Below are 20563 nucleotides of genomic sequence, written 5' to 3' on the forward strand. Positions count from 1 at the left end.
GCTACTGGCCGGTGGACCGGCTGTTGGTCGCGGGTGAAAGGGCCGGGGCTACCGGGTGGTGCGAAGGTGCCCCGGTTGGGTCCTGGATCTGGATGACCTGGCCATGGGCCCAGCCGTCGGCTGCGGGGTCGGCCGGCGGGATGGCGATATCGGCCCGCGCCGCACGGTTTTTTTCAGCATCCTGCCCAAACCGCAGGTTGCGCTGCGCGACCATGGCCGGGTCCGCCTGGCCATCGGCGATGAACCCCATCATCAGTTGAGGGACGCCCAAAGGCAGCGCCTTGTTCTGGTCGGTATGCCAGGTGTGCCAGGTTTTGCCATAGGTGTGGGCCAGCCGCTGCATCAGCGCATGCTCGGCAGGGGCGGGTATCCCGGGCGCGATCAATTGGCCGGACGACACCTCATAGCCATGGCTGTGCCACATGGGCTTTTCTGCGGCGGGTAATTGCGCAAAAAGGGTTTCGTCGATGATGTACTCAACGCCCATGAGCTTGGCGCTGCGCTGGTTGCCGTCGTAGATCACGCACTGAATCACATCTTCATTGAGAATCGAGCAGTAATGGTGGGCTTCCATCTGCAGGTGCGGGTGGCCGTTGTAGAAATGAAACCCATCCAGGTAGGCATTGAGGGCGTCGATGGGCGGCTTGGCCTGCAACGTCGCGGCACCGGCTTCCAATACCCGGGTAGACAGCGCCTCGGGCGCGCCGGGTGCACGCACGGGGGACTCAGTGGGGCCGCTGGCGCAGGCGCCCAGCAAACTGCAAAACAACGGGGCGCAGGCTTTGTGAAGCGGGGGCATCGGCATGGGTGATTCTCCAAGGGCAAAGGCAGATGACACGCACCTGAACCCATTCGATTGGGCGGATCGACCGCCGGCAGCCCCACGACGCCGAGCGACGGCCAAGCCTGTCGCTCTCGCGTCTGTACACCGGCTGGCTGCCAATGCCGCCACCACTGGTTTACAGCTTGGTAGAGCGCTGGCCCTGCATACCCGTGAGCGACACCGCTAGTCGAATCGCTTGCCAAGCCGTGCAAGCTGCCCATACGATAATTCCAATTACATTAATTGCAATGCGATTAATCGGAGAGCGCATGAGTCTTATCGCAGCGTTGCAAGCCGTGCTGGGCCCCAAGGGTTTGATCACCGACCACGACGCCATGGCGCCGATGCTCGAAGACTGGCGCGGGCGTTATCGCGGCGATGCGCTTTGCATCGCCCGGCCAGCGACCACCGAGCAGGTCTGCGAAGTCGTGCGCCTATGTGCGGCACAGCAAGTGCCAGTGCTGGCGCAGGGCGGCAATACCGGGCTGGTCGGTGGTTCGGTGCCGGCCGGGCAAGGGCCTGCACCTGTGATCATCAACCTGGAACGCATGCGCACGCTTCACCGCATTGACACGGTGAACAATTCCATCGAAGTGGATGCCGGCTGCGTGCTGGCCGCCGTCCAGGAAGCGGCCCGCGAGGCAGGCCGGCTTTACCCGGTAAGCCTCGGTGCCGAGGGCTCCTGCCAGGTGGGCGGCACCATCGCCACCAACGCCGGCGGTATCTCGGTGCTGCGTTATGGCAACACACGGGAAAACGTGCTGGGCCTTGAGGTAGTGCTGGCCGATGGCAGCCTGTGGTCGGAGCTGCGCGGCTTGCGCAAAGACAATACCGGCTACGACCTCAAGCACCTGTTCATCGGCTCCGAAGGCACGCTCGGGATCATCACCCGTGCCGTGCTCAAGTTGCATCCGCTGCCTACTGCCTCGGCAGTGGCTTGGGTAGGCGTGCAGACGGTAGGGCAGGCCACCGAGTTGCTGGTACAAGCGCGGCAGGCCTTTGGCCCGACCTTGTCTGCATTCGAGCTGATGAACCAGCTGCAACTGGACCTGGTGGTCGAGCACGTGCCTGATCGCCGTTCGCCGCTCTCCAGCGCCTTCCCCTGGCACGTACTGATCGAGGTGTCGGACATGCAGGGCGGCGCAGCGCTCGATGATGCGCTGACAGCCCTGCTCGAAAAGGCCTGTGAGCAGGGGCTGGTCGATGATGCCGCGCTGGCGGCCAACGACGCCCAGCGTCAGGCCCTCTGGGAGATTCGCCACAGCGTGTCGGAAGCGAACAAAAAAGCCGGGGTAGGCCTGACCACTGACTGCGCCGTGCCGGCCTCGGCAATCACCGAATTCGTAGAGCGCTCCACCGAAGCGATCGCAGCGCTCGCGCCGACTGCCCAGATCGTTGCCGTAGGGCACATGGGCGACGGCAACATCCATTTCATTCCCTTTTTTACCCACGCGGCGTGGCAGGCATTGCCGGACCAGGCTGCCATCGCCGTGGGCCTGCGCCGTGCAGTGAACGACATCGCCTTCTCCCTGCAAGGCACCTTCAGCGCCGAACACGGGGTTGGGCAAACCTCGTTGGGTGAGATGAGCCAATACAAATCCAGTGCCTCGCTCGCCTTGATGCGCGCCGTGAAAAAAGCGCTGGACCCTGCGGGGCTGTTCAACCCCGGCCGCCTTTTACCGCCTGAGCACAACTAACCATCACCACCGGGCAATCCGGCACACGCCGTGCGCTCGAGCAGAGAGGTCCAGGAACATGGGTAATATCAGCAGCAGTTTTTCCCGCAGGCACTTCATCAAGGCCAGCGCCATCGGCGCGGCCGCGCTGTCGACCGCCGGCATGTGGAACACCGCCCGGGCACAGGGCAAGCGCATCGTGGTGCGAGACGACGGCGGCATTTACACCAAAGCGTACGGTGAGGTGTTCTACAAGCCGTTCCAGGAAGCTACTGGTATCGAAGTGATCGGCGTGCAGGCCAACGCCGAGCCTACGGCGCAGATCCTCAGCATGGTCGACGCTGGTAGCTACACCTGGGACATGGCGAAAATCAGCCGCCCGGCCATTGAACTGCTGACCGCTGGCCCAAAGCGCTACCTGGAGCCACTGAACCTTGCCGGTGACCCGGCCGTCGCTGCGCTACCCAAGCAATACGTGCACGAATACGGTATCGGCACCAACGTGTACAGCACCGTGCTGGCCTATCGCACCGATGCCTTCAAGGGGCGTGCAGCCCCGGCCTCGTGGAAGGATTATTTCGACGTCGCGAACTTTCCCGGCCGCCGCGCCATCCGCCGGCACCCGTTCGACACCATCGAGCAAGCGCTGATGGCCGACGGCGTGCCTACCGGCCAGGTGTATCCCTGCGACCTGGACCGCGCTTTCAAGAAACTCGACCAGCTCAAGAAAGACATCTCGGTATTCTGGACCAGTGGCGCACAGGTCGAGCAGCTGCTGATTTCCGGCGAGGTGGACATGGTGCCCACCTGGGTATCACGCGCCCAGGCCGCCCAAAGCGCCGGGGCACCGGTGGGGATCGTCTGGGAACAGAACATCTGGGGCCTGGACAACTGGTCGATACTGGCCGGCACGCCCAATGCCGACCTTTGCCGGGAATTCATCAAATTCACCCTCGACCCGCAGCGGCAGGCCCAGCTGGTCAAGTATTTCCCCGCCGGCGTTACCCAGCCGGACGCCTTCAAGTACATCGACCCGGAAGTGGCCAAGCAGTGCCCCACCTATCCGGAGCACATCGCCTCAGGGCTGCCCATCGACGCCGCTTACTGGACCAAGCACCAGAGCGAAGCCCTGGACCGCTACAACGCCTGGCTGCTGTCCTGACCGTCGCGGCCCTTGGAACGGGGGCCACCTCTTCACTGTGTGCAAAGGGGCTGCCCATGCCTTCTTCGAGCTTGACGGTCAGGAACCTGGCCAAACGCTACGGCGATTTCGTCGCCCTCGCCAACACCGACCTGGAAGTCGCCGAGGGCGAATTCCTCACGCTGCTGGGGCCTTCGGGTTCGGGCAAGACCACCTTGCTGACCCTGGTCGCAGGGCTTGCACATCCCGATGAGGGCGAGGTGATGATCGGCGACAACGTCGTCACCTTCAGCGCCCCGCACTCGCGTGACATCGGTGTTGTGTTCCAGAACTACGCGCTGTTTCCCCACATGACGGTGCTGGAAAACATCGCCTTCCCGCTGAAGATGCGCCATGTGCCTGACGCTCAAGCGCAAGAGCAGGCGATGGCGGCGCTGAACATGATCAAGCTGCCGCACATCGCCCAGCGCTACCCCAAAGAGTTGTCCGGTGGCCAGCAGCAGCGGGTAGCACTGGCCCGCTGCATGGTTTACCGGCCAGCGATCATCCTGATGGACGAGCCGCTGGGGGCGCTGGACAAGAAGCTACGCGAGCACATGCAGTTGGAGATCAAGCGTATCCACCGCGAGCTGGGCACCACGATCATCTACGTGACCCACGATCAGGAAGAGGCGATGACGATGTCCGATCGCATCTGCCTGATGAACGCCGGCCAGATCGAGCAGTTGGGCACGCCCGATGAGCTGTATTTCCGCCCGCGCACGCTGTTCGCGGCGGATTTTCTCGGTGAATCGAACCTGTTGCCCGCCACCGTGGCAGCCGCAGGCAGTGAGCACGCCCAGGTGCGAGTCGGCAGCGCCCAGGTGAACCTGAACGTCGCCGCAGACCCACGGCTCACCGTGGGCCAGCCGCTGCACATCATGGTACGCCCGCAAAACGTGCGGCTTTTGCGCGCAGCCCCAGCCGACGGCCAGGCCCTGGCGGCGCGGGTCACCGATGTGATGGTGACCGGCAGCCTGACCAAGGTGTACCTGCAAGCCGCCGACAGCCAGTTGCCTGTGCTCGCTGCAGCCTTCGCCACCCGTGCCGAAGGCGAAAGCTATGCCATCGGTGACCCGGCGTGGCTGGCCTGGGAGGCATGTGATGCCGTCGCGATCATCGAACAGGCCGGAGGCTGAACCCATGAGCACTCTCGGCACCCAAGCGTCGAAGGCCACCGTGCGGCCGGCTCGCCGGCCGATGCCCGTCTGGGGCAAGCAGCTGTTGATGCTGCTGCCCTTGCTGACATTGTTGCTGGTGTTTCTGGTCTACCCGGTTGGCCGGCTGTTCTCGCTGAGCTTCTTCAACGCCGACGGCTTTACCCTGGCGGCCTACCAGCAGATTTTCTCCAGCAACCTGTACCTGACGGTACTGGGAATCACATTCAAAATCTCTGTCTACACCACCGTGCTGTCGGTGGTGCTCGGCTACCCGGTCGCCTACCTGATATCCAGCACGCCAGCGCCGTTCAAACAGCGGCTGGTGTTTCTGGTGCTGCTGTCGTTCTGGACCAGCTTTCTGGTGCGCGCCTTTGCCTGGGTGGTGATTCTGGGGCGTAACGGGGTGATCAACCAGAGCCTGATGGGGCTGGGTGTGATCGACACGCCGTTGAACCTGCTTTATGGCCTGGGCGCCACCGTGGCCGGGATGGTGCACGCCATGCTGCCGCTGGCGGTGATGACCATGCTGGCGGTCATGGAAAACATCGATCGTGGCTTGACCAAGGCAGCTTCCACCCTGGGCGCCAAACCCGGAACGGCCTTCTGGACAGTCTATTTTCCGCTCTCGGTACCAGGGGTGGCGGCGGCTACGATCATGGTGTTCATCACCTCCATCGGCTTTTTCATCGTGCCGGCGCTGTTGGGTGGGCGCCACGAAACCATGATCACGCAGCTGATCATCGATCAGGTACAGCAGACGCTGAATTGGCGGCTTGCCGGCGCTATCTCGGTGGTGCTGCTGGCCTTTGTACTGGTGGTGTTCGTCGCCTATGACCGCGTGTTCGGCTTTGCCTCGCTGACCGGCGAAAGCGCCGCCGGCCAAGCTCGGCGGGGTGGCCATGGGCGGCGCTTCGGTGGCCGGCTGCTGGCATTGGCCGGTGCGGTGAGTGACCGGTTGTGCGTGCTGCCGGGCACCAAGCGCAAGGTTTCTGCCAGCGCCCAAGGTGAGGGCTGGGCGCTGAAAGGGTTCGTCTGGACGGTACTGATTATGATCACCTTGCCGGCGCTGCTGATGGTGCCGATTTCGTTCAGTTCGGCAGGCCTGCAATGGCCGCCGTCCGGCATGACGCTGCAGTGGTACCAGGCCATGCTCGGCTCACCGGTGTGGTCGCAGGCACTGGTGCGCTCGCTCACCGTTGCCCTGGGCGCGGGTGTGCTGTCGATGGCCATCGGCGTTCCGGCGGCATTTTTGCTGGCCCGGGCGAACATTCGGGGCAAGACGGCACTGATGGTGTTTTTGCTCTCACCGATCATCGCGCCGCGCATCATCATCGCCCTGGGCCTGTTCTACATGTTCTCGGACCTCAAGCTGGTCGGTACCTCGCTGGGCCTGATCATCGGCCATTCGGTGGTGTGCGTGCCCTACGTGGTGATGACCATGGTGGCGGTGCTGCGCAATTACGATGTGCGCCTGGATGCCGCTGCGCAGAGCCTGGGGGCAAGCCCGGTGAGAACACTGCGCCACGTAACCCTGCCATTGCTGGGCGCGGGCATGTTTTCGGCGTTCCTGTTCGCCTTCGCCACCTCCTTCGATGAACTGACCATTGCGCTGTTTTCCTCCGGAGGCCTGAACGCCACCTTGCCCAAGCAATTCTGGGACGAAGTCACTTTGCAGGTTTCGCCGGTGATCGCGGCGGTATCCACCTGCCTGCTGCTGTTTATTTCTGTACTGATTTTCATCGCTGACAAGCTGCGGCAACGCGCTGCGGCCTGAGCCTTTTCCTGGAGTAAAGAACATGTTGAAAGCACAGGACCTCAAAGGGGTTCTCCCGGCCATCACCACCCATGTGCACGCCGATGACACCATCGACCTCGATGCCACCGCGGCCCTGTTCACCTGGCTGAAGGGGCAGGGCGTGGATGGGGTGATCCCACTGGGCGGCACGGGGGAATATGGCGCGCTGTCGCGACCGGTGCGCAACCGCTACGTCGAGCTGTGCGCGGCCCATGCAGAGGGCCAGATGCCGGTGATCCCGGGTGTGCTGGATACCGGCTATTACGACGCCCTGGCCGCTGGCAAGGATTTCGCCGCAGCCGGCGCCGACGGTCTGCTGGTGATCAACCCTTACTACACCAACCCCACTCAGCAAGGCATTCGCGACTACTACCTCAGGTACGCCGACGAGTCGCCGTTGCCGATCCTGATCTACGAGATTCCCTACCGCACGCGGATCGCCATCGATCCGCAGGTACTCATCGAACTCTCCGGCCACGAAAACATCATCGGCATGAAGGCTTGCAACACCGACATGTACCACTTTCTCAGGGTGGTGGCGGGCGTCGCGGATTCGTTTTCAGTGCTCAGCGGTGAAGACACACTGTTCCCGCTGCACATGGCCGCTGGGGCCAAGGGTGGAATCCTGGTGACCGCGAACCTGCTGCCCAACACTTGGCAGCGCATCTACCAACATGCCGTGGCGGGCGAGGTCAAGGAGGCGGTGGCATTGCACCGTAGGTTGATCCCGATGATGAACCTGGCGTTCTCCGAAACCAACCCGGGCCCGATGAAATCGGTGATGGAGTTGATCGGTGTGAACGCCCCGAAAATGCTTGCGCCGCTGCGCGAGCCGGGTTCGGAACTCAAACAGGCGCTGCTCGAGGAATACCGCACCCTGCTAGCAGGCACCGAGCGGCAAGCGCCTTCGGCCGCCTGAGCAACTCCTACGCCGGCCCTCAACCAGCGGTAGAAAAGCCCGGGGGCCGGTGCCACAATGCGCGTTTATCGTTTCAGGGGTACTGTCGATGGCTGACATTTCGCCAGTGGGTACGCCGCCGGCCGGCGGTAGCCAGGCCGAGGCCGGCCCCAAGGACTCGCCCTTGTTCATCGGCGCCGCTGAAAAGATTTTTCAGGTGCTGCATGCCTTCGATGGCAGCGGCCGGCAGATGCCGCTGTCGGAAATCGCCAAGCGCTCAGGGCTTGGCAGAAGCGCCGCGCAGCGGGTGGTCTATACCCTGGAAGTGTTGGGTTACCTGCGCCGCGTGCACAACAGCCGCGATTACTCCCTGACCGGGCGCTTCCTGCAGTTTTCCTACGATTACCTCAGCGTGCACGAAGTGCTGCAGAAGGCCGCGCCTTATCTGATCGGCCTGAGCGACACCCTTGGGGAAACCGTGAACCTGCAGGAGCTCGACGGCACCGAGGTGGTGTACATCGCCCGCTACCCTGGGCGGCGGGTGATGAACCTGGATTTCATGGTGGGCAGCCGTATCCCGGCGCTGTTCACCGCCTCCGGTACTGCGATGCTGGCGCGTTTGCCCGAGGCAATGCGCGAGCGGGTGATTCAGGGTACCGAGATGCGGGCCATTACCCCGCGAACCTGCACCGACCCGCAGCGGCTGCGCGAGCGGCTGCAGCGGGCAGCCGAAGCAGGCTATGCCTGCGTGGCGGGAGAGACAGTACTGGGTGACATCGCAGTGGCCTGCCCGATTCTCAACGAGCACGGCCTGCCGGTGGCGGCGGTGAACATTTCGGTGCCGGAAACCCGCTGGACCCGGGAGCGGGCCGAGCAGGAGCTGGTGCCCCACGTGGTCATGGCGGCGACGGCGATATCCACGCGCAAGTTCTGAGCGGCGCCGTCACGCGGTGCTTTCCGGTCAACCCGGCAGCACGTTTTTGATGACCTTGCCTGCTTGCAGGATCAGGTCCAGCCGCTCCCCTTGGCCCAGCAGGCAGTCGATGGCGCTGAGCGGGTCGCCATCGACCACCAGCACATCGGCCAAGGCGCCCGCAGCAATGCACCCCAGTTCGCCATCGCGCTCCAGGATATGCGCAGCCACCGAAGTGGCGCTGCGGATCGCTTCCAGGTTGCCCAGCACCTCAGCGCGGATCTTCAGCTCCCACGTCTGGTACTGGTGCATCTCTCCGAGCAGGTCCGAGCCATAACCCATCGGTACGCCGGCCTCGGCAAAGTGCAACAGGGCCTGGCGCCCGGCTTCGCGCACATCGGCGATCTTGGCCAACGACTCAGCCGGCAGGCCAAACTTCTCACCATGCTCGGCCAGCATCTCGTAAGTCACCTGGGTCGGCACTGCGATGGCGCCATGCTCGCGCATCAGCCGCGCGGTGTCGGCATCGGCCAGGTTGCCGTGCTCGATGGTGCGCACCCCGCACTCAACGGCCCGGCGAATGGCCCGCGGCGTGTAGGCGTGGGCCATGACGTAGGTATTGGCGGCCTGCGCTTCGTCGACGATGGCGCGGATCTCTGCCTCGCTGTATTGAGTGTTGGCGATAGGGTCGGTGGGCGAGGCGACGCCGCCGGAAGCCATGATCTTGATCTGGTGAGCGCCTTGCTGAATCTCTTCGCGAACCGCCAGGCGCACGTTATCGACCCCATCCACCACCCGGGCGATGGCGCCTGCCCTGAAGCAGCAGGTGCACGGCTCGGTAGCGAGCAGGGTGCCGCGCGCACGGAAGTCGCCGTGGCCCCCGGTTTGCGACAGCGCCTTGCCCGAGGCGAATATCCGCGGCCCGGCGATCAGGCCCAGGGCAATCGAGCGGGCCAGGGCCCAATCCGCGCCCCCTGCATCCCGAACCGTGGTAAAGCCGCGCTTGAGCATGGCCTCAAGGATCGGGATGGCGCGGTACATCACGATGGCGTTGGGCTGCAGGGCGTTGAGGCCCAGGTTGGCGTTGGAGGCCAGCACGTGGACATGGCAGTCGATCAGGCCGGGCATCACCGTACGGCCCTTCAGGTCGAGCACCTGCGCCCCCGGCTCGGGCGGCTGGCCTGCCGGGCGGACGGCCAGGATCCGCTCCCCTTGAATGACGACCTCCAGCCCCGGCCGCAATTGGCCCTTGTCCAGGTCCAGGACCTTGCCGTTGCGCAGAACAGTGATTGCCATGGCGGTGTCGTTCATCAGTGAGCCTCTTTGAGTACGGCGTGAAACGGGCCAGCAGTGTCCCGATAAAGCAGCGCGCCCGCGGTGCTGATGGCCGCTGCGATCATGATGTAGAAAGCCGGTGCCAGGTTGCTGCCGGTTGTGGCGATCAACCAGGTGATGGTGAAGGTGGCAAAGCCGCCGAACAGCGTCACGGCGAGGTTGTAGGCCACCGACAGGCCGGTGGACAGTACCCGTGCAGGCAGCAGTTCGCTGAACACCGCCAGGATCGAGCCAATGTAGCCGCTGATGCACAGCCCCAGGACCAGCTCGAACACCAGCAAGCTCCCCAGCCCTGGCAATACGTTGATCAGCCAGAACATGGGATACGCGCACAGGAAGATCGCCAACGCCGACCCCAGCAGCCAGGGCCTGCGCCCATATCGATCCGAGAGCCTGCCCACCACGGGCGTGGCGATGACCAGCACCAGCCCGCCCAGCAGCCCGGCGCTGAAGCCCACGTCGCTCGGCAGCTTGAGTACCCGCGTGGCGTAGGAGGGGATGTAGAACAGAATGGCGTAGGTACACACGGTCCACAGCACGATCAGCGAAAAGCTGATCAGCGTTTGCCGGGGATAATCTCGGGCCACCTCACGCAGCGGCGAATCGGGCGCCGGCTCGCCTCGATAGGCCGGCGTTTCATCCATCCGGTGGCGGATGTAGAAGCCCACCGGGCCGATCAGGCAGCCGATGACGAACGGCACGCGCCAGCCCCAGCTTTGCAGCGCCTCAGGGCTGAGCCAGGCTGAGAGCAGGGCACCCAGGCCGGCGCCGATCATTACCGCCAGGCCGATGCTTGATTGAATCCAGCTGGAATAGAAGCCTTTTTGCCCGGGCGGCGCATGCTCGGTGAGAAAGGCCGTGGCACTGCCCATTTCGCCGCCGGCCGAAAACCCCTGCAACAGGCGTGCGAACAGGATCAGCGCGGGTGCCGCCAGGCCGATCTGGGCGTAGCCTGGGGTGATGGCGATGATCAGCGTGCCCAGCGCCATCAGCAGAATGGTGGCTGACAGCGCCGCCTTCCGGCCGCGCTTATCGGAGTAGATCCCCAGAACGATGCCGCCCACCGGGCGCATCACGAAGCCGACGCCAAAGGTGGCCAGGGCCAGCAAGTAAGAGGTCAACTCATCGCCGGTGGGAAAGAACACCTTGGAAATGATGACCGAAAAGAAGCTATAGACAGTGAAGTCGAACCATTCCAGGCCATTGCCGATGACGGTTGCGATCACTGCACGGCGAGCGTGCTGATGGGCGCTGACGCGCGAGGAAACGGAGGTGGCACTCACAGCTTGAACTCCCACTTATGCAGGTGCGGGAAAACGCCCCGCGATCGAGTGAAAGGCAGTGACAGGGTGATTGGAGCCGGCCGGATCTGTCGCCCGGTGAGCCGAGCATAGGCCGGCGGGCTGTGAGGGATAAAACGCTATATGCGTGCATTTGCATGCGCTGAGCGCATGCAAGCTAGGCCTTCAGGGCTTCACTGGCCTCCACCAGCCACTGCTCGAACTGGCGTGCGGTTCGGCTCGGGAGCCGGTCGGCTGGCCGCAGCAGGTAATAGCCCCCAGCCCCATCCACCTGGCTGGCGCAAGCAGGCACCAACGCACCGCTTTTGAGCTGGGCGTCGATAAGCGGCGACCAACCCAGCACGATGCCATGGCCGGCGATGGCCAGGTCGATCAGGATCGGATAGAGGCTCACGGTAATTCGCCGGGGGTTGGCCGGGTACTCGACGCCTTGCAAGGAGAACCATTGGCTCCACGACAACCACTGCCGCTGCCCGTCTTCCACCATCAACAGACGCTCCTGGCCGATATCGCGCGCGCTGAGCCGCCGCCCTTGCAGGTACCCAGGCGAGCAATAGGCCCCGACTTTTTCCTGAAACAGCAGCCGCGCATCCAAGCCCTTGGGTGGGGCAGAACGCATGAAGTAGATACCCAGGTCAATTTCCGCACGCACAAGGGATTCGAGGCTGTCGACCACGCGCAAACGGGCGTCGACCTCGGCAGAACCCGCCACGAAGTCGGCCAGCATCGGCGCAAGCCATAGCCTTGCAACGCCGGAGGAGGAGGCGACCGTGAGGGTCTGTTCATGGGTGCGGGCCATGACCTGGGCCGTGGATTCGGCCAACTGCGTGAGCAGCCGCTGTACGTCGGCTGCGTAGTTCTGCCCAGCCACCGTCAATACGATGCGTTTGTGCTCGCGACGAAACAGCGCTCGCCCAAGAAATTCCTCCAACTGCGCCACCTGCCGGCTGACAGCGCTTTGCGTCAGGTGCAGCTCAACGGCTGCGCGGGAGAAGCTCGCATGACGCACAGTGGCCTCGAATGCAATCAGGTTGTGCAGGGGCGGAAGCGGCTCGATGCGCACGAGAGTGTTCCTTGAAAAGATGGACGCCGAAGAGTATCTGCACGAGGCGAGGTCGGGCCAGACCGTCATCAAACTGCCGGAAGGCGCCATCATTCAGGCACTGACTAACCGGATCCCAAAATCGCTCGGTTAGTGACGCCAGATATTTGATGCCGAAATGGGGCTTAACAATTGTTAAGTTCCACGAAAAGACAACCAAATGCCTTGAAATGAATTCAAAGGCTCAGATTACGCCAGTCGGGCGATCGCCTCTGTGGGGTCATCCTGACCCGAGGTGTTCCGCCCTTTGACACCCGCCGCTGGCCGCTCCTATAAAGCGCTCATCATTTTGAGGGGCAATCGACGATATGGACATCTACACACTCTTTCTCTCTACCGCCCTGAACCTGCATAAGGAGCTGCCCGTACGGGCAGGCCTGACGCTGGACGAATGCCGCACCGCCGCTTTCGCGGCCTTGCAGGAAAACGCCAACTTCGCGCGCTGCCGCCCGGCCGAGCCATTGGTAGGGCCGGTGTTCATTCGGTTGAGCAACGGGCGGACCTTTGAAACCATCCGCCAGCCAGGTGGCAAGGGCTACACCCTGCCTGCCGATCTGATGGCAGATGACCTGGCTCAGGTCTACGGCCAACTCGGAACGCCCTCCAGCGGTGTTCACAGCGAGGCCCATGTGGCTGGGCCGGCCAAAGTCGAGCTGACAGCGACAACTGCTCAGTAAGAGCAAGGTAGCCAGCCGACGCTGCTGCGATAGTGAAGCTCTATTGGCTTGCTTACGAATTTTAAGTGCGCAAACTGAAAGCTCTAGCCTATGATCAGGCGGAATGAAGTGATGGCTCAATAGCATCACTTAGGCCGCCTATCCCTCGCGGGCCCACTGCCGAGCTTTCTCATGAACACACCGCTTTCGCTGGCCAAGCGTATTGGCCTGAGTTTTACGGCCATTCTGGCACTGCTGGTCATCATTACCGCCATCGGTATCCAGCGCGTCAGTTTCATCGACGCCACGTTGAACGACGTCAGCCAGAATGCCGCCAAGGTGCAGCGCTACGCCATCAACTTCCGTGGTAGCGTGCACAACCGAGCCATTGCCATCCGTGACGCTGTGCTGGTAACCACCGACGCAGAACTCAAGCAGCACCTGGCTGAAGTCAAAAGCCTCGAAGCGGCCTATACCGAGTCGGCCACGCCCATGGACCAGTTGTTCGCCCATGCGCAGGTGACCTCTGAGGAGCGCCAGTTGCTTGTTGCGATCAAGGAGATCGAGCAGCGCACCCTGCAATCGACCCAGGCGCTGATCGCCCTGCGCACCGCAGGTGACATACCCGGTGCCCAAGCGTTGTTGCTGCGTCAGACCTCGGCCGATTACAGCGAGTGGCTCAAGCGCGTCAATGCCCTGATCGACTACGAAGAGGCCTCGATCAATGGGAAGTTGGGGCAGGTGCAAACGACCGCTAGCCAGTTCAGCACCTTGATGCTCGTTGCCACCGGCATAGCCCTGGTGCTGAGCATTCTCCTGAGCGTGGTCATCATTCGGTTCGTCAAGTCGACGCTGGGCGCAGAGCCTACCGAAGTGGCCACGGCAATAGAGCGGCTGGCGGCCGGTGACCTCCGGCAAACCATCCTGACGGCGTACCCCAACAGCGTGATGGGCGTTTTGAAGAACGCATTGAGCCACCTGGCCGAGACCATCGAGCAAGTGCGCAGCGCTGCCCGGGAGGTCAACCACTCCTCCAGCCAGCTGTCTTCGACCTCCGCCGCCAACAATGACCATATCAGCCTGCAGACCCGCGAGGCGGAACAGGTCGCCGCCGCCATCACTCAAATGGCGGCCACCGTCAACGAAGTCTCCGGCTACGCCGCTCAAGCGGCCGACGCCTCGCGATTGGCCGATGCTGAAGTCGAAAGCGGTAACCGCCTGGTTGCAGGCACCACCCACGCCATCGAACAACTGGCCGATGCCCTGGTACAGACCACCGGTACCGTCGAGCAGGTGTCTCATCACAGCGAGCAGATCGAATCGGTGATCGAGGTGATCAATTCCATCGCCGCGCAAACCAACCTGCTGGCGCTGAACGCGGCGATCGAAGCGGCAAGGGCAGGGGAGCACGGCCGTGGCTTTGCCGTGGTCGCCGACGAGGTACGGTCGCTTGCCAACCGTACGCAACAGTCGACCGAAGAAATCCGCGAGATGATCAGCACCTTGCAATCGGGGACCGAAACGGCGGCACAGACCATGCGCAGCAGCTGCGAACTGGTCACCCAAACAGTGGAAAAAACCCGCAATGCCCAGCAAGCCCTGGCCCGGATCAGCGAGCAGGTGGGCGCCATCACCCATATGAACGCCCAGATCGCCAGCGCAGCGGTTCAGCAAACCTCGGTGGCCGATGACGTGGCGCAGAACATCAACCGCATCCATGAGTCCACTGTGCAATCGGCGACCGGGTCCCGGGATGTTGCCTCTGCCAGCACCGAACTGACTCAACTGGCGGACCGGCTCACACAGAAGGTGGCGTTTTTCGATGCTGCCTAAGGGGTAGAACAGCAGTGAAACGGCGGCTCGCTGAGGCACATGAAATCTTTTACCCCAGCTATATCGGGGGAGCTCGATTTGCTAGCCTCGGTCTCTTTCCGGAGATCGCACATGACCGCTACCGCCCAGGCCAGGCTGGCCGCCCGCTACGGCGCCGCTGATGGCCCTGCTCTCGAGCAGTGGAACCAGACCCTCGATCAACTGCTCGACCATCGCAGCGTGCGCGCCTTCGCCGACACCCCCTTACCGCCGGGCACCCTCGAATCGCTGATCGCAGCGGCGCAGTCAGCCTCCTCTTCCTCCAACCTGCAGGTCTGGAGCGTCGTGGCGGTCGAGGACGCCGAGCGCAAGCAGCGGCTCTCGGCGCTGGCCGGCAACCAGGCCTACATTCACCAGGCACCGCTGTTTATGGTCTGGCTGGCCGACCTCTCGCGAGCCTCCCGGGTCGCCCAGCAGCGCGGCGTGGCCCTGGAGGCGCTGCCGTACCTCGAAAGCCTGCTGCTCGGTACCATCGACGCCGCGTTGGCAGCCCAAAACGCGGTCGTCGCGCTGGAGTCGCTTGGCCTGGGCAGCGTCTACATCGGCGCCATCCGCAATGACATCGAAGGCGTCGCCCGTGAGCTGAAGTTGCCGCCACAGGTGTATCCAGTGTTCGGGTTGTGCGTCGGCCATCCCTCGGCCCAGCGACCGGCCAAGGTCAAGCCGCGGTTGCCGCAGCGCGCCGTGCTCCACCGGGAAACCTACTGCACCACCGACGAACCCGAGGCGCTGGCCCAGTATGACGAGCGGTTGGGCGCGTTTTATCAACGAGAGGGCATGAAGGCGTCCGGATGGTCGGAACAGGTGGTCACACGGCTGCAATCGGTTGCCAACCTGCATGGGCGGGAGCGGCTGGTGGAACAATTGAAGCGGCTGGGGTTCGGTTTGCGCTGAGGCGAAGGCATAGCGAGGGCCGCGGTAGCGTGACATCAGAGGGCCTATTCCCCGGTGGCAATGGCGCAAGCCCCGCAGGCGTGAACCGCAGCGCTGCAAAGCAGGTCGTAACTGCTAACCTGACGCCCAGCCACCCACCGTTTACAGTAAGGAACCCTCTATGCAGCGCCGTTCAACCGCCGTTGTATTAGCTGCCGCATTGCTCGGCGCCGCGCCGTTGGCCCACGCCGCCAGCACGCTGGTGTATTGCTCCGAAGCCAGCCCCGCCGGCTTCGACCCGGCGCAATACACCTCTGGCACCGAATTCGACGCCTCGGCTGAAACCGTTTTCAACCGCCTGGTGCAGTTCAAGCGTGGCGGCACCACGCTGGAGCCTGGGCTGGCCGAGCGTTGGGACGTCAGCGCCGACGGCAAGGTGTACACCTTTCATCTGCGCGAAGGGGTGAAGTTTCATACCACCGCTTACTTCAAGCCCACCCGCGACTTCAACGCCGACGACGTACTGTTCACCTTCAACCGCATGCGCGACCCTCAACAGCCGTTTCGCAAGGCGTACCCGGCCGAGTTCCCGTACTTCACCGACATGGGCCTGGATCAGAACATCGCCAGCCTCAGCAAGGCCGACGACCACACGGTGGTGTTTACGCTCAAGCAGCCTGATGCCGCATTTGCCGCCGACCTGGCGATGAGCTTTGCCTCGGTTCAGTCTGCCGAGTACGCCGCGCAGCTGTTGGCCGCCGGCAAGCCGGAGCAGCTCAACCAGCAGCCGATCGGAACCGGCCCGTTCGTGTTCCGCCGTTACCAGAAGGATGCGGTGATCCGTTTCGATGGCAACCGCCAGTACTGGAAGCCCGAAGAGGTGAAGCTCGACCACCTGGTGTTCGCCATCACCCCTGACGCCGCGACCCGGTTGCAGAAGCTCAAGACCGGGGAGTGCCAGGTCAGCGGCTATGCCCGGCCGGTCGACCTGGCCGAGGTGAAGAAAGACCCGAATCTGAAGGTGTTGGAGCAACCGGGCTTCAACGTAGGCTTTCTGGCCTATAACACCGAGCACCCGCCGCTGAACGACGCCCGTGTGCGCCAGGCGCTGGACATGGCCATCAATAAGCAGGCGGTGGTCGACACGGTGTTCCAGGGGGCGGGGCAGGTGGCGCAGAACGTGATTCCGCCCAACCAGTGGTCTTACGATAAACGCATCAAGGGCGCCCCTTACGACCCTGAGAAGGCCAAGCAGCTGCTCGCCGCTGCCGGTGTTAAGCCGGGCACCCAGATCGACCTGTGGGCGATGACCGTACAGCGGGCTTCGAACCCCAATGCGAGGCTGTCAGCGCAGATGATTCAGCAGGACTGGGCAAAGGTGGGTATCAAGGCCAGGATCGTCAGCTACGAATGGGGCGAGTACATCAAGCGGGCCAAGGCCGGTGAGCACGACGTTCTGACCTACGGCTGGACCGGCGATAACGGCGACCCCGACAACTGGTTAGGCGTGCTCTACAGCTGTGCTGCGGTAGGTGGCAGCAACTACGCGCGCTGGTGCGACAAAGCCTACGATGCGCTGATCGAGAAAGCCAAGCTCAGCGCCGACCGTAATGAGCGCACCCGGCTCTATGAACAAGCGCAGCAGATCATCCGTGAGCAGATGCCGGTCAGCCCAATGGCGCACTCGGTGGTGTCGCAACCGATGCGCAAGAATGTCGAAGGGTTCATGATCAATCCATTCGGCGTCACCGGCTTCTATGGGGTGAGCCTTAAATAGTGCCCACCCAACCAGGCGCCTTGGGGCGCCCTGGTTGGGTATTTCAGGAAAAACCCGTCACCGGATGGGGCACGTAAGGCGCCTCCAGGCGCTCGACCTCTTGCTCACTGAGCACCACTTCCAGCGCCGCGATGGCATCGCTGAGCTGAGCGGGTTTCGAGGCGCCCACGATCGGTGCCGACACCCCTTGCTTGCCCAATACCCACGCCAGTGCCACCTGTGCCATAGGCAGGCCCCTTTCATGGGCTATCTGCTCGACCACATCGATCACACGCCCGTCCTCGGCCTCCGTGCCCTTATAGAAAGACTGCCCTGAGATATCGGTTTTCGTGCGTTGTGTCTGCTGGCCCTTGGGCCGGGTCAGCCGCCCCCGTGCCATCGGAGACCATGGCATCAGCCCGACGCCTTGATCGCGGCACAGCGGGATCATTTCGCGCTCTTCTTCGCGGTAGAGCAGGTTGAGGTAATTCTGCATCGAGACGAATCGGCTCCAGCCGTTCAACTGCGCGACGTGCTGCGCCTTGGCGAACTGCCAGGCATGCATCGACGATGCGCCAATGTAGCGCGCCTTGCCAGCCCTCACCACATCGTGCAGCGCCTCCATGGTTTCTTCGATAGGCGTGTGATAGTCCCAGCGGTGAATCTGGTAAAGGTCGACGTAATCGGTGCCCAGGCGCGTCAGGCTGGCATCGATATTGGCCATGATGGCTTTGCGCGACAGGCCTTTTTCGTTGGGCTGGGTCGAGCCTTCCCACATGTTGGCCGGGTAGAAGACCTTGGTGGCAATGACGATTTCCTCGCGCCGGGCAAACTCCTTGAGCAGCTTGCCCACGATGGTTTCCGAGGTGCCGGCCGAGTAGCTGTTGGCGGTGTCGAAGAAGTTGATGCCTTGCTCCACCGCGTGCCTGATGATGGGGCGGCTTTCAGCTTCGCCCAAGGTCCAGGGGTGAGTACCGGCATCGGGCTCGCCAAAGGTCATGCAGCCCAGGCACAAGGGGGAAATGTCCAGGCCGGTGGAGCCTAGCTTGACGTAATTCATGGCGTGTTCCTCATCGATCCGGAGCGGTTGGGGGTTGGACAGCGGCACAGGCCTCATGCTCATCCCGATGGGGCAGGCCTTGATCGCGGCAAGCTCAATACCCGGCGTTGCGATCAGCCACACCCAGCATCGGCTCACCTGCCAAGTGCCGGCGCAGGTTGGCCAGCAGCAGGGCGAAGGCGTCTTCAGGCGCGGTCATCGCACCGATGTGCGGCGTCAGCCAGATTCGCTCATCTTCCCAGAACGGATGCTCGGGCGGAGCTGGCTCTTGGCCGAGCACGTCCAGCACGGCGTGTTGCAGCTGGCCGCTGTCCAGCGCCCTGAGCAGGGCGGGCTCGTCGAGGTGGCCGCCACGCCCCAGGTTGACCAGGCAGGCGCCGCGAGGCAGGGCAGCGAACAGCTCATCGCTGAGCATGCCGCGTGTGGCCTCGGTCAATGGCAACAGGCAGACCAGAATGTCGCATTGGCCGAGAAAGGCCGCTAGCTGCTGCGCGCCTGCGTAACAACGCACGCCATTGAGCTGCCGGGTGCTTCGGGCCCAGCCCAGCAACTCGAACCCGAATGGCCTCAGGCGCAGTGCTGCGGCCTGGCCCATCTGCCCAAGCCCCATCAAACCTACCCGCCGCTGCCGCGCGGGGCGTGCGGGCTCCGGCAGCCACTGCCGGCCCCGTTGCTGGCGCAGGTACTGCGGCAACTGGCGGTGCAGGCACAGCACCGCCATGCACAGGTATTGGGCCACTGCCTCGGCAATGTTCGGGTCGAGCATGCGCACCAGTTGCACCTGGGCGGGCAGGGCGGCCAAGGGCAGTTGGTCGACCCCGGCAGAGGTGGCGAACAGCACCTGAAGGTTGGGCAAGGCGCGGATGAGCTCCGGGGTCGTTACCCAGGCCAGCAGCCAGCGCACGTCCTCTGGCGGGCCAATGTCCGGCCAGCGGCGTACCGGAATGTCCGGGGCATGCTCGGCGAACAAGGCCATCCAACGCGCACCGCGCTCGCCCTCGACATGAACCAGCAGCGTCATTGCAAGGCCTGGGCAATCGCGGCCCCTAACGCCTCGGTGGTGCCGGTGCCGCCGATGTCACGGGTCAGCGGCGCTTGCTCCGGGCCTTGGGCGAGCACCGCTTCGATCGCGCGCAGCACCTCGGCCCCGGCTTCAGGGTGGCCCAGATGGTCCAGCATCATCGCCCCACACCAGATCTGCCCGATGGGGTTGGCGATGCCGCGGCCGGCGATGTCTGGCGCCGAGCCGTGCACCGGCTCGAACAAGCTGGGGAAGGTGCGCTCGGGGTTGATGTTCGCCGAAGGGGCGATGCCGATGGTGCCGGTGCAGGCCGGCCCGAGGTCGGAGAGGATATCGCCGAACAGGTTGCTCGCCACGACCACGTCGAACCAGTCCGGGTGCAGCACGAAGTTCGCCGTGAGGATATCGATGTGGTACTTGTCGACCTTCACCTCGGGATACTGGCCGTGCATGGCGGCCACGCGCTCATCCCAATAGGGCATGGTGATTGCGATGCCGTTGGATTTGGTCGCCGAGGTCAGGTGCTTTTTCGGCCGGCTCTGAGCCAGCTCGTAGGCGAACTTCAGGATGCGGTCCACGCCCACGCGGGTCATCACCGTTTCCTGGATCACCACCTCACGCTCGGTGCCTGGGAACATGCGCCCACCGACGCTTGAGTATTCGCCCTCGGTGTTTTCCCGCACCACCCAGAAGTCGATATCCCCGGGTTTGCGCCCGGCCAACGGCGCCTTGACCCCGGGCATGAGCCGGCAGGGGCGCAGGTTCACATACTGGTCGAAGGCCCGGCGAAATTGCAGCAGCGACTCCCAGAGTGATACATGGTCCGGCACTACCTCTGGCCAGCCCACTGCGCCGAAGAAGATCGCGTCGTAGCCCTTGAGGGTGTCGAACCAGTCATCCGGCATCATCTTGCCGTGTGCCAGCCAGTAATCGGCGCTGGCGAAATCGAACCAGTCCCACTGCAGCTGCACCCCATGCTTGCGGGCAGCCGCTTCGATCACTCGCACACCCTCGGGCATCACTTCTTTGCCGATGCCGTCTCCCGGAATCACGGCGATCTTGTACTGGTTCATGGCGGCTCCGCTTGAGTGATTGGAGCTTGAGTATAGGTACAACTTCCGTATTCAATAATGGGCCTGCTG

17 protein-coding genes and 1 pseudogene are annotated in these 20563 nt (G+C 63.4%); 11 read left to right on the top strand and 7 right to left on the bottom strand.

The genetic code is table 11. The features are described from left to right. Nucleotide 1: 1 nt before the first annotated feature. Nucleotides 2-805, bottom strand: coding sequence for an OBAP family protein (locus F474_RS01315; protein WP_371916164.1), 804 nt, complete (start codon nucleotides 803-805; stop codon nucleotides 2-4). Nucleotides 806-1092: 287 nt separating this feature from the next. On the opposite strand from F474_RS01315, the gene F474_RS01320 reads away from it, so the two are divergent. The 6 genes from F474_RS01320 (at nucleotide 1093) to F474_RS01345 (ending at nucleotide 8466) form a co-directional block, all read left to right on the top strand. Further along, nucleotides 1093-2520 carry an FAD-binding oxidoreductase gene (locus F474_RS01320; protein WP_097086679.1) on the top strand — a complete coding sequence of 476 codons (1428 nt, stop codon included), beginning with the start codon at nucleotides 1093-1095 and terminating at the stop codon, nucleotides 2518-2520. Between the two features lie 58 nt (nucleotides 2521-2578). Further along, a complete protein-coding gene (locus F474_RS01325; RefSeq protein WP_097086681.1) occupies nucleotides 2579-3661 on the top strand; it encodes an extracellular solute-binding protein in 1083 nt (360 codons plus the stop codon). Nucleotides 3662-3717: 56 nt separating this feature from the next. Further along, nucleotides 3718-4818, top strand: a complete 1101-nt coding sequence (locus F474_RS01330; RefSeq protein WP_097086683.1) for an ABC transporter ATP-binding protein — start codon at nucleotides 3718-3720, stop codon at nucleotides 4816-4818. Between the two features lie 4 nt (nucleotides 4819-4822). Beyond that, nucleotides 4823-6613, top strand: a complete 1791-nt coding sequence (locus tag F474_RS01335) for an ABC transporter permease subunit (protein ID WP_218191666.1) — start codon at nucleotides 4823-4825, stop codon at nucleotides 6611-6613. A 22-nt stretch (nucleotides 6614-6635) separates the two neighbouring features. Beyond that, a complete protein-coding gene (locus F474_RS01340) occupies nucleotides 6636-7553 on the top strand; it encodes a dihydrodipicolinate synthase family protein (protein WP_097086685.1) in 918 nt (305 codons plus the stop codon). 88 nt (nucleotides 7554-7641) lie between these two features. Beyond that, entirely contained in the window at nucleotides 7642-8466 is an 825-nt protein-coding gene (locus tag F474_RS01345) for an IclR family transcriptional regulator (RefSeq protein WP_097086688.1), read from the top strand. A gap of 27 nt (nucleotides 8467-8493) precedes the next feature. Here the strand turns inward: F474_RS01345 and F474_RS01350 are convergent, their stop codons facing one another. From F474_RS01350 to F474_RS01360, 3 genes are all read right to left on the bottom strand, one after another. Further along, entirely contained in the window at nucleotides 8494-9756 is a 1263-nt protein-coding gene (locus F474_RS01350; protein WP_097086690.1) for an amidohydrolase family protein, read from the bottom strand. Beyond that, a complete protein-coding gene (locus F474_RS01355) occupies nucleotides 9756-11063 on the bottom strand; it encodes an MFS transporter (protein ID WP_097086691.1) in 1308 nt (435 codons plus the stop codon). The genes F474_RS01350 and F474_RS01355 overlap by 1 nt, the downstream gene beginning before the upstream one ends. Nucleotides 11064-11238: 175 nt before the next feature. Beyond that, nucleotides 11239-12144, bottom strand: coding sequence for a LysR substrate-binding domain-containing protein (locus F474_RS01360; protein ID WP_097086693.1), 906 nt, complete (start codon nucleotides 12142-12144; stop codon nucleotides 11239-11241). A 347-nt stretch (nucleotides 12145-12491) separates the two neighbouring features. Here F474_RS01360 and F474_RS01365 point away from each other — a divergent pair, with 347 nt between their 5' ends. The 5 genes and pseudogenes from F474_RS01365 (at nucleotide 12492) to F474_RS01380 (ending at nucleotide 17361) form a co-directional block, all read left to right on the top strand. Next, nucleotides 12492-12860: a hypothetical protein gene (locus F474_RS01365; RefSeq protein ID WP_097086695.1), complete on the top strand. Its 369-nt coding sequence runs from the start codon at nucleotides 12492-12494 to the stop codon at nucleotides 12858-12860. Nucleotides 12861-13031: 171 nt separating this feature from the next. Then, a pseudogene (locus F474_RS23115) lies at nucleotides 13032-13541 on the top strand (MCP four helix bundle domain-containing protein); the annotation flags it as partial. A 423-nt stretch (nucleotides 13542-13964) separates the two neighbouring features. Further along, nucleotides 13965-14672 (top strand): methyl-accepting chemotaxis protein, encoded by a 708-nt coding sequence (locus F474_RS23120; RefSeq protein WP_371916167.1) that lies wholly within the window; start codon nucleotides 13965-13967, stop codon nucleotides 14670-14672. Nucleotides 14673-14783: 111 nt separating this feature from the next. Then, nucleotides 14784-15605 (top strand): NADPH-dependent oxidoreductase, encoded by an 822-nt coding sequence (locus F474_RS01375; protein ID WP_097086701.1) that lies wholly within the window; start codon nucleotides 14784-14786, stop codon nucleotides 15603-15605. Between the two features lie 160 nt (nucleotides 15606-15765). Beyond that, nucleotides 15766-17361: an ABC transporter substrate-binding protein gene (locus F474_RS01380; RefSeq protein WP_097086704.1), complete on the top strand. Its 1596-nt coding sequence runs from the start codon at nucleotides 15766-15768 to the stop codon at nucleotides 17359-17361. 43 nt (nucleotides 17362-17404) lie between these two features. On the opposite strand, the gene F474_RS01385 is transcribed toward F474_RS01380, so the two are convergent. The 3 genes from F474_RS01385 to F474_RS01395 all read right to left on the bottom strand — a co-directional run bounded on the left by F474_RS01385 (nucleotide 17405) and on the right by F474_RS01395 (nucleotide 20494). Beyond that, entirely contained in the window at nucleotides 17405-18400 is a 996-nt protein-coding gene (locus F474_RS01385) for an aldo/keto reductase (protein WP_097086912.1), read from the bottom strand. A gap of 94 nt (nucleotides 18401-18494) precedes the next feature. Continuing rightward, complete coding sequence (locus tag F474_RS01390) at nucleotides 18495-19421, bottom strand: glyoxylate/hydroxypyruvate reductase A (protein ID WP_097086706.1); 927 nt, start codon at nucleotides 19419-19421, stop codon at nucleotides 18495-18497. Continuing rightward, entirely contained in the window at nucleotides 19418-20494 is a 1077-nt protein-coding gene (locus F474_RS01395) for a tartrate dehydrogenase (protein WP_097086708.1), read from the bottom strand. The genes F474_RS01390 and F474_RS01395 overlap by 4 nt, the downstream gene beginning before the upstream one ends. Between the last annotated feature and the right edge of the window lie 69 nt (nucleotides 20495-20563).

The sequence above is a fragment of the Pseudomonas sp. URIL14HWK12:I12 genome, from assembly GCF_003097135.1.
Taxonomy (GTDB): domain Bacteria; phylum Pseudomonadota; class Gammaproteobacteria; order Pseudomonadales; family Pseudomonadaceae; genus Aquipseudomonas.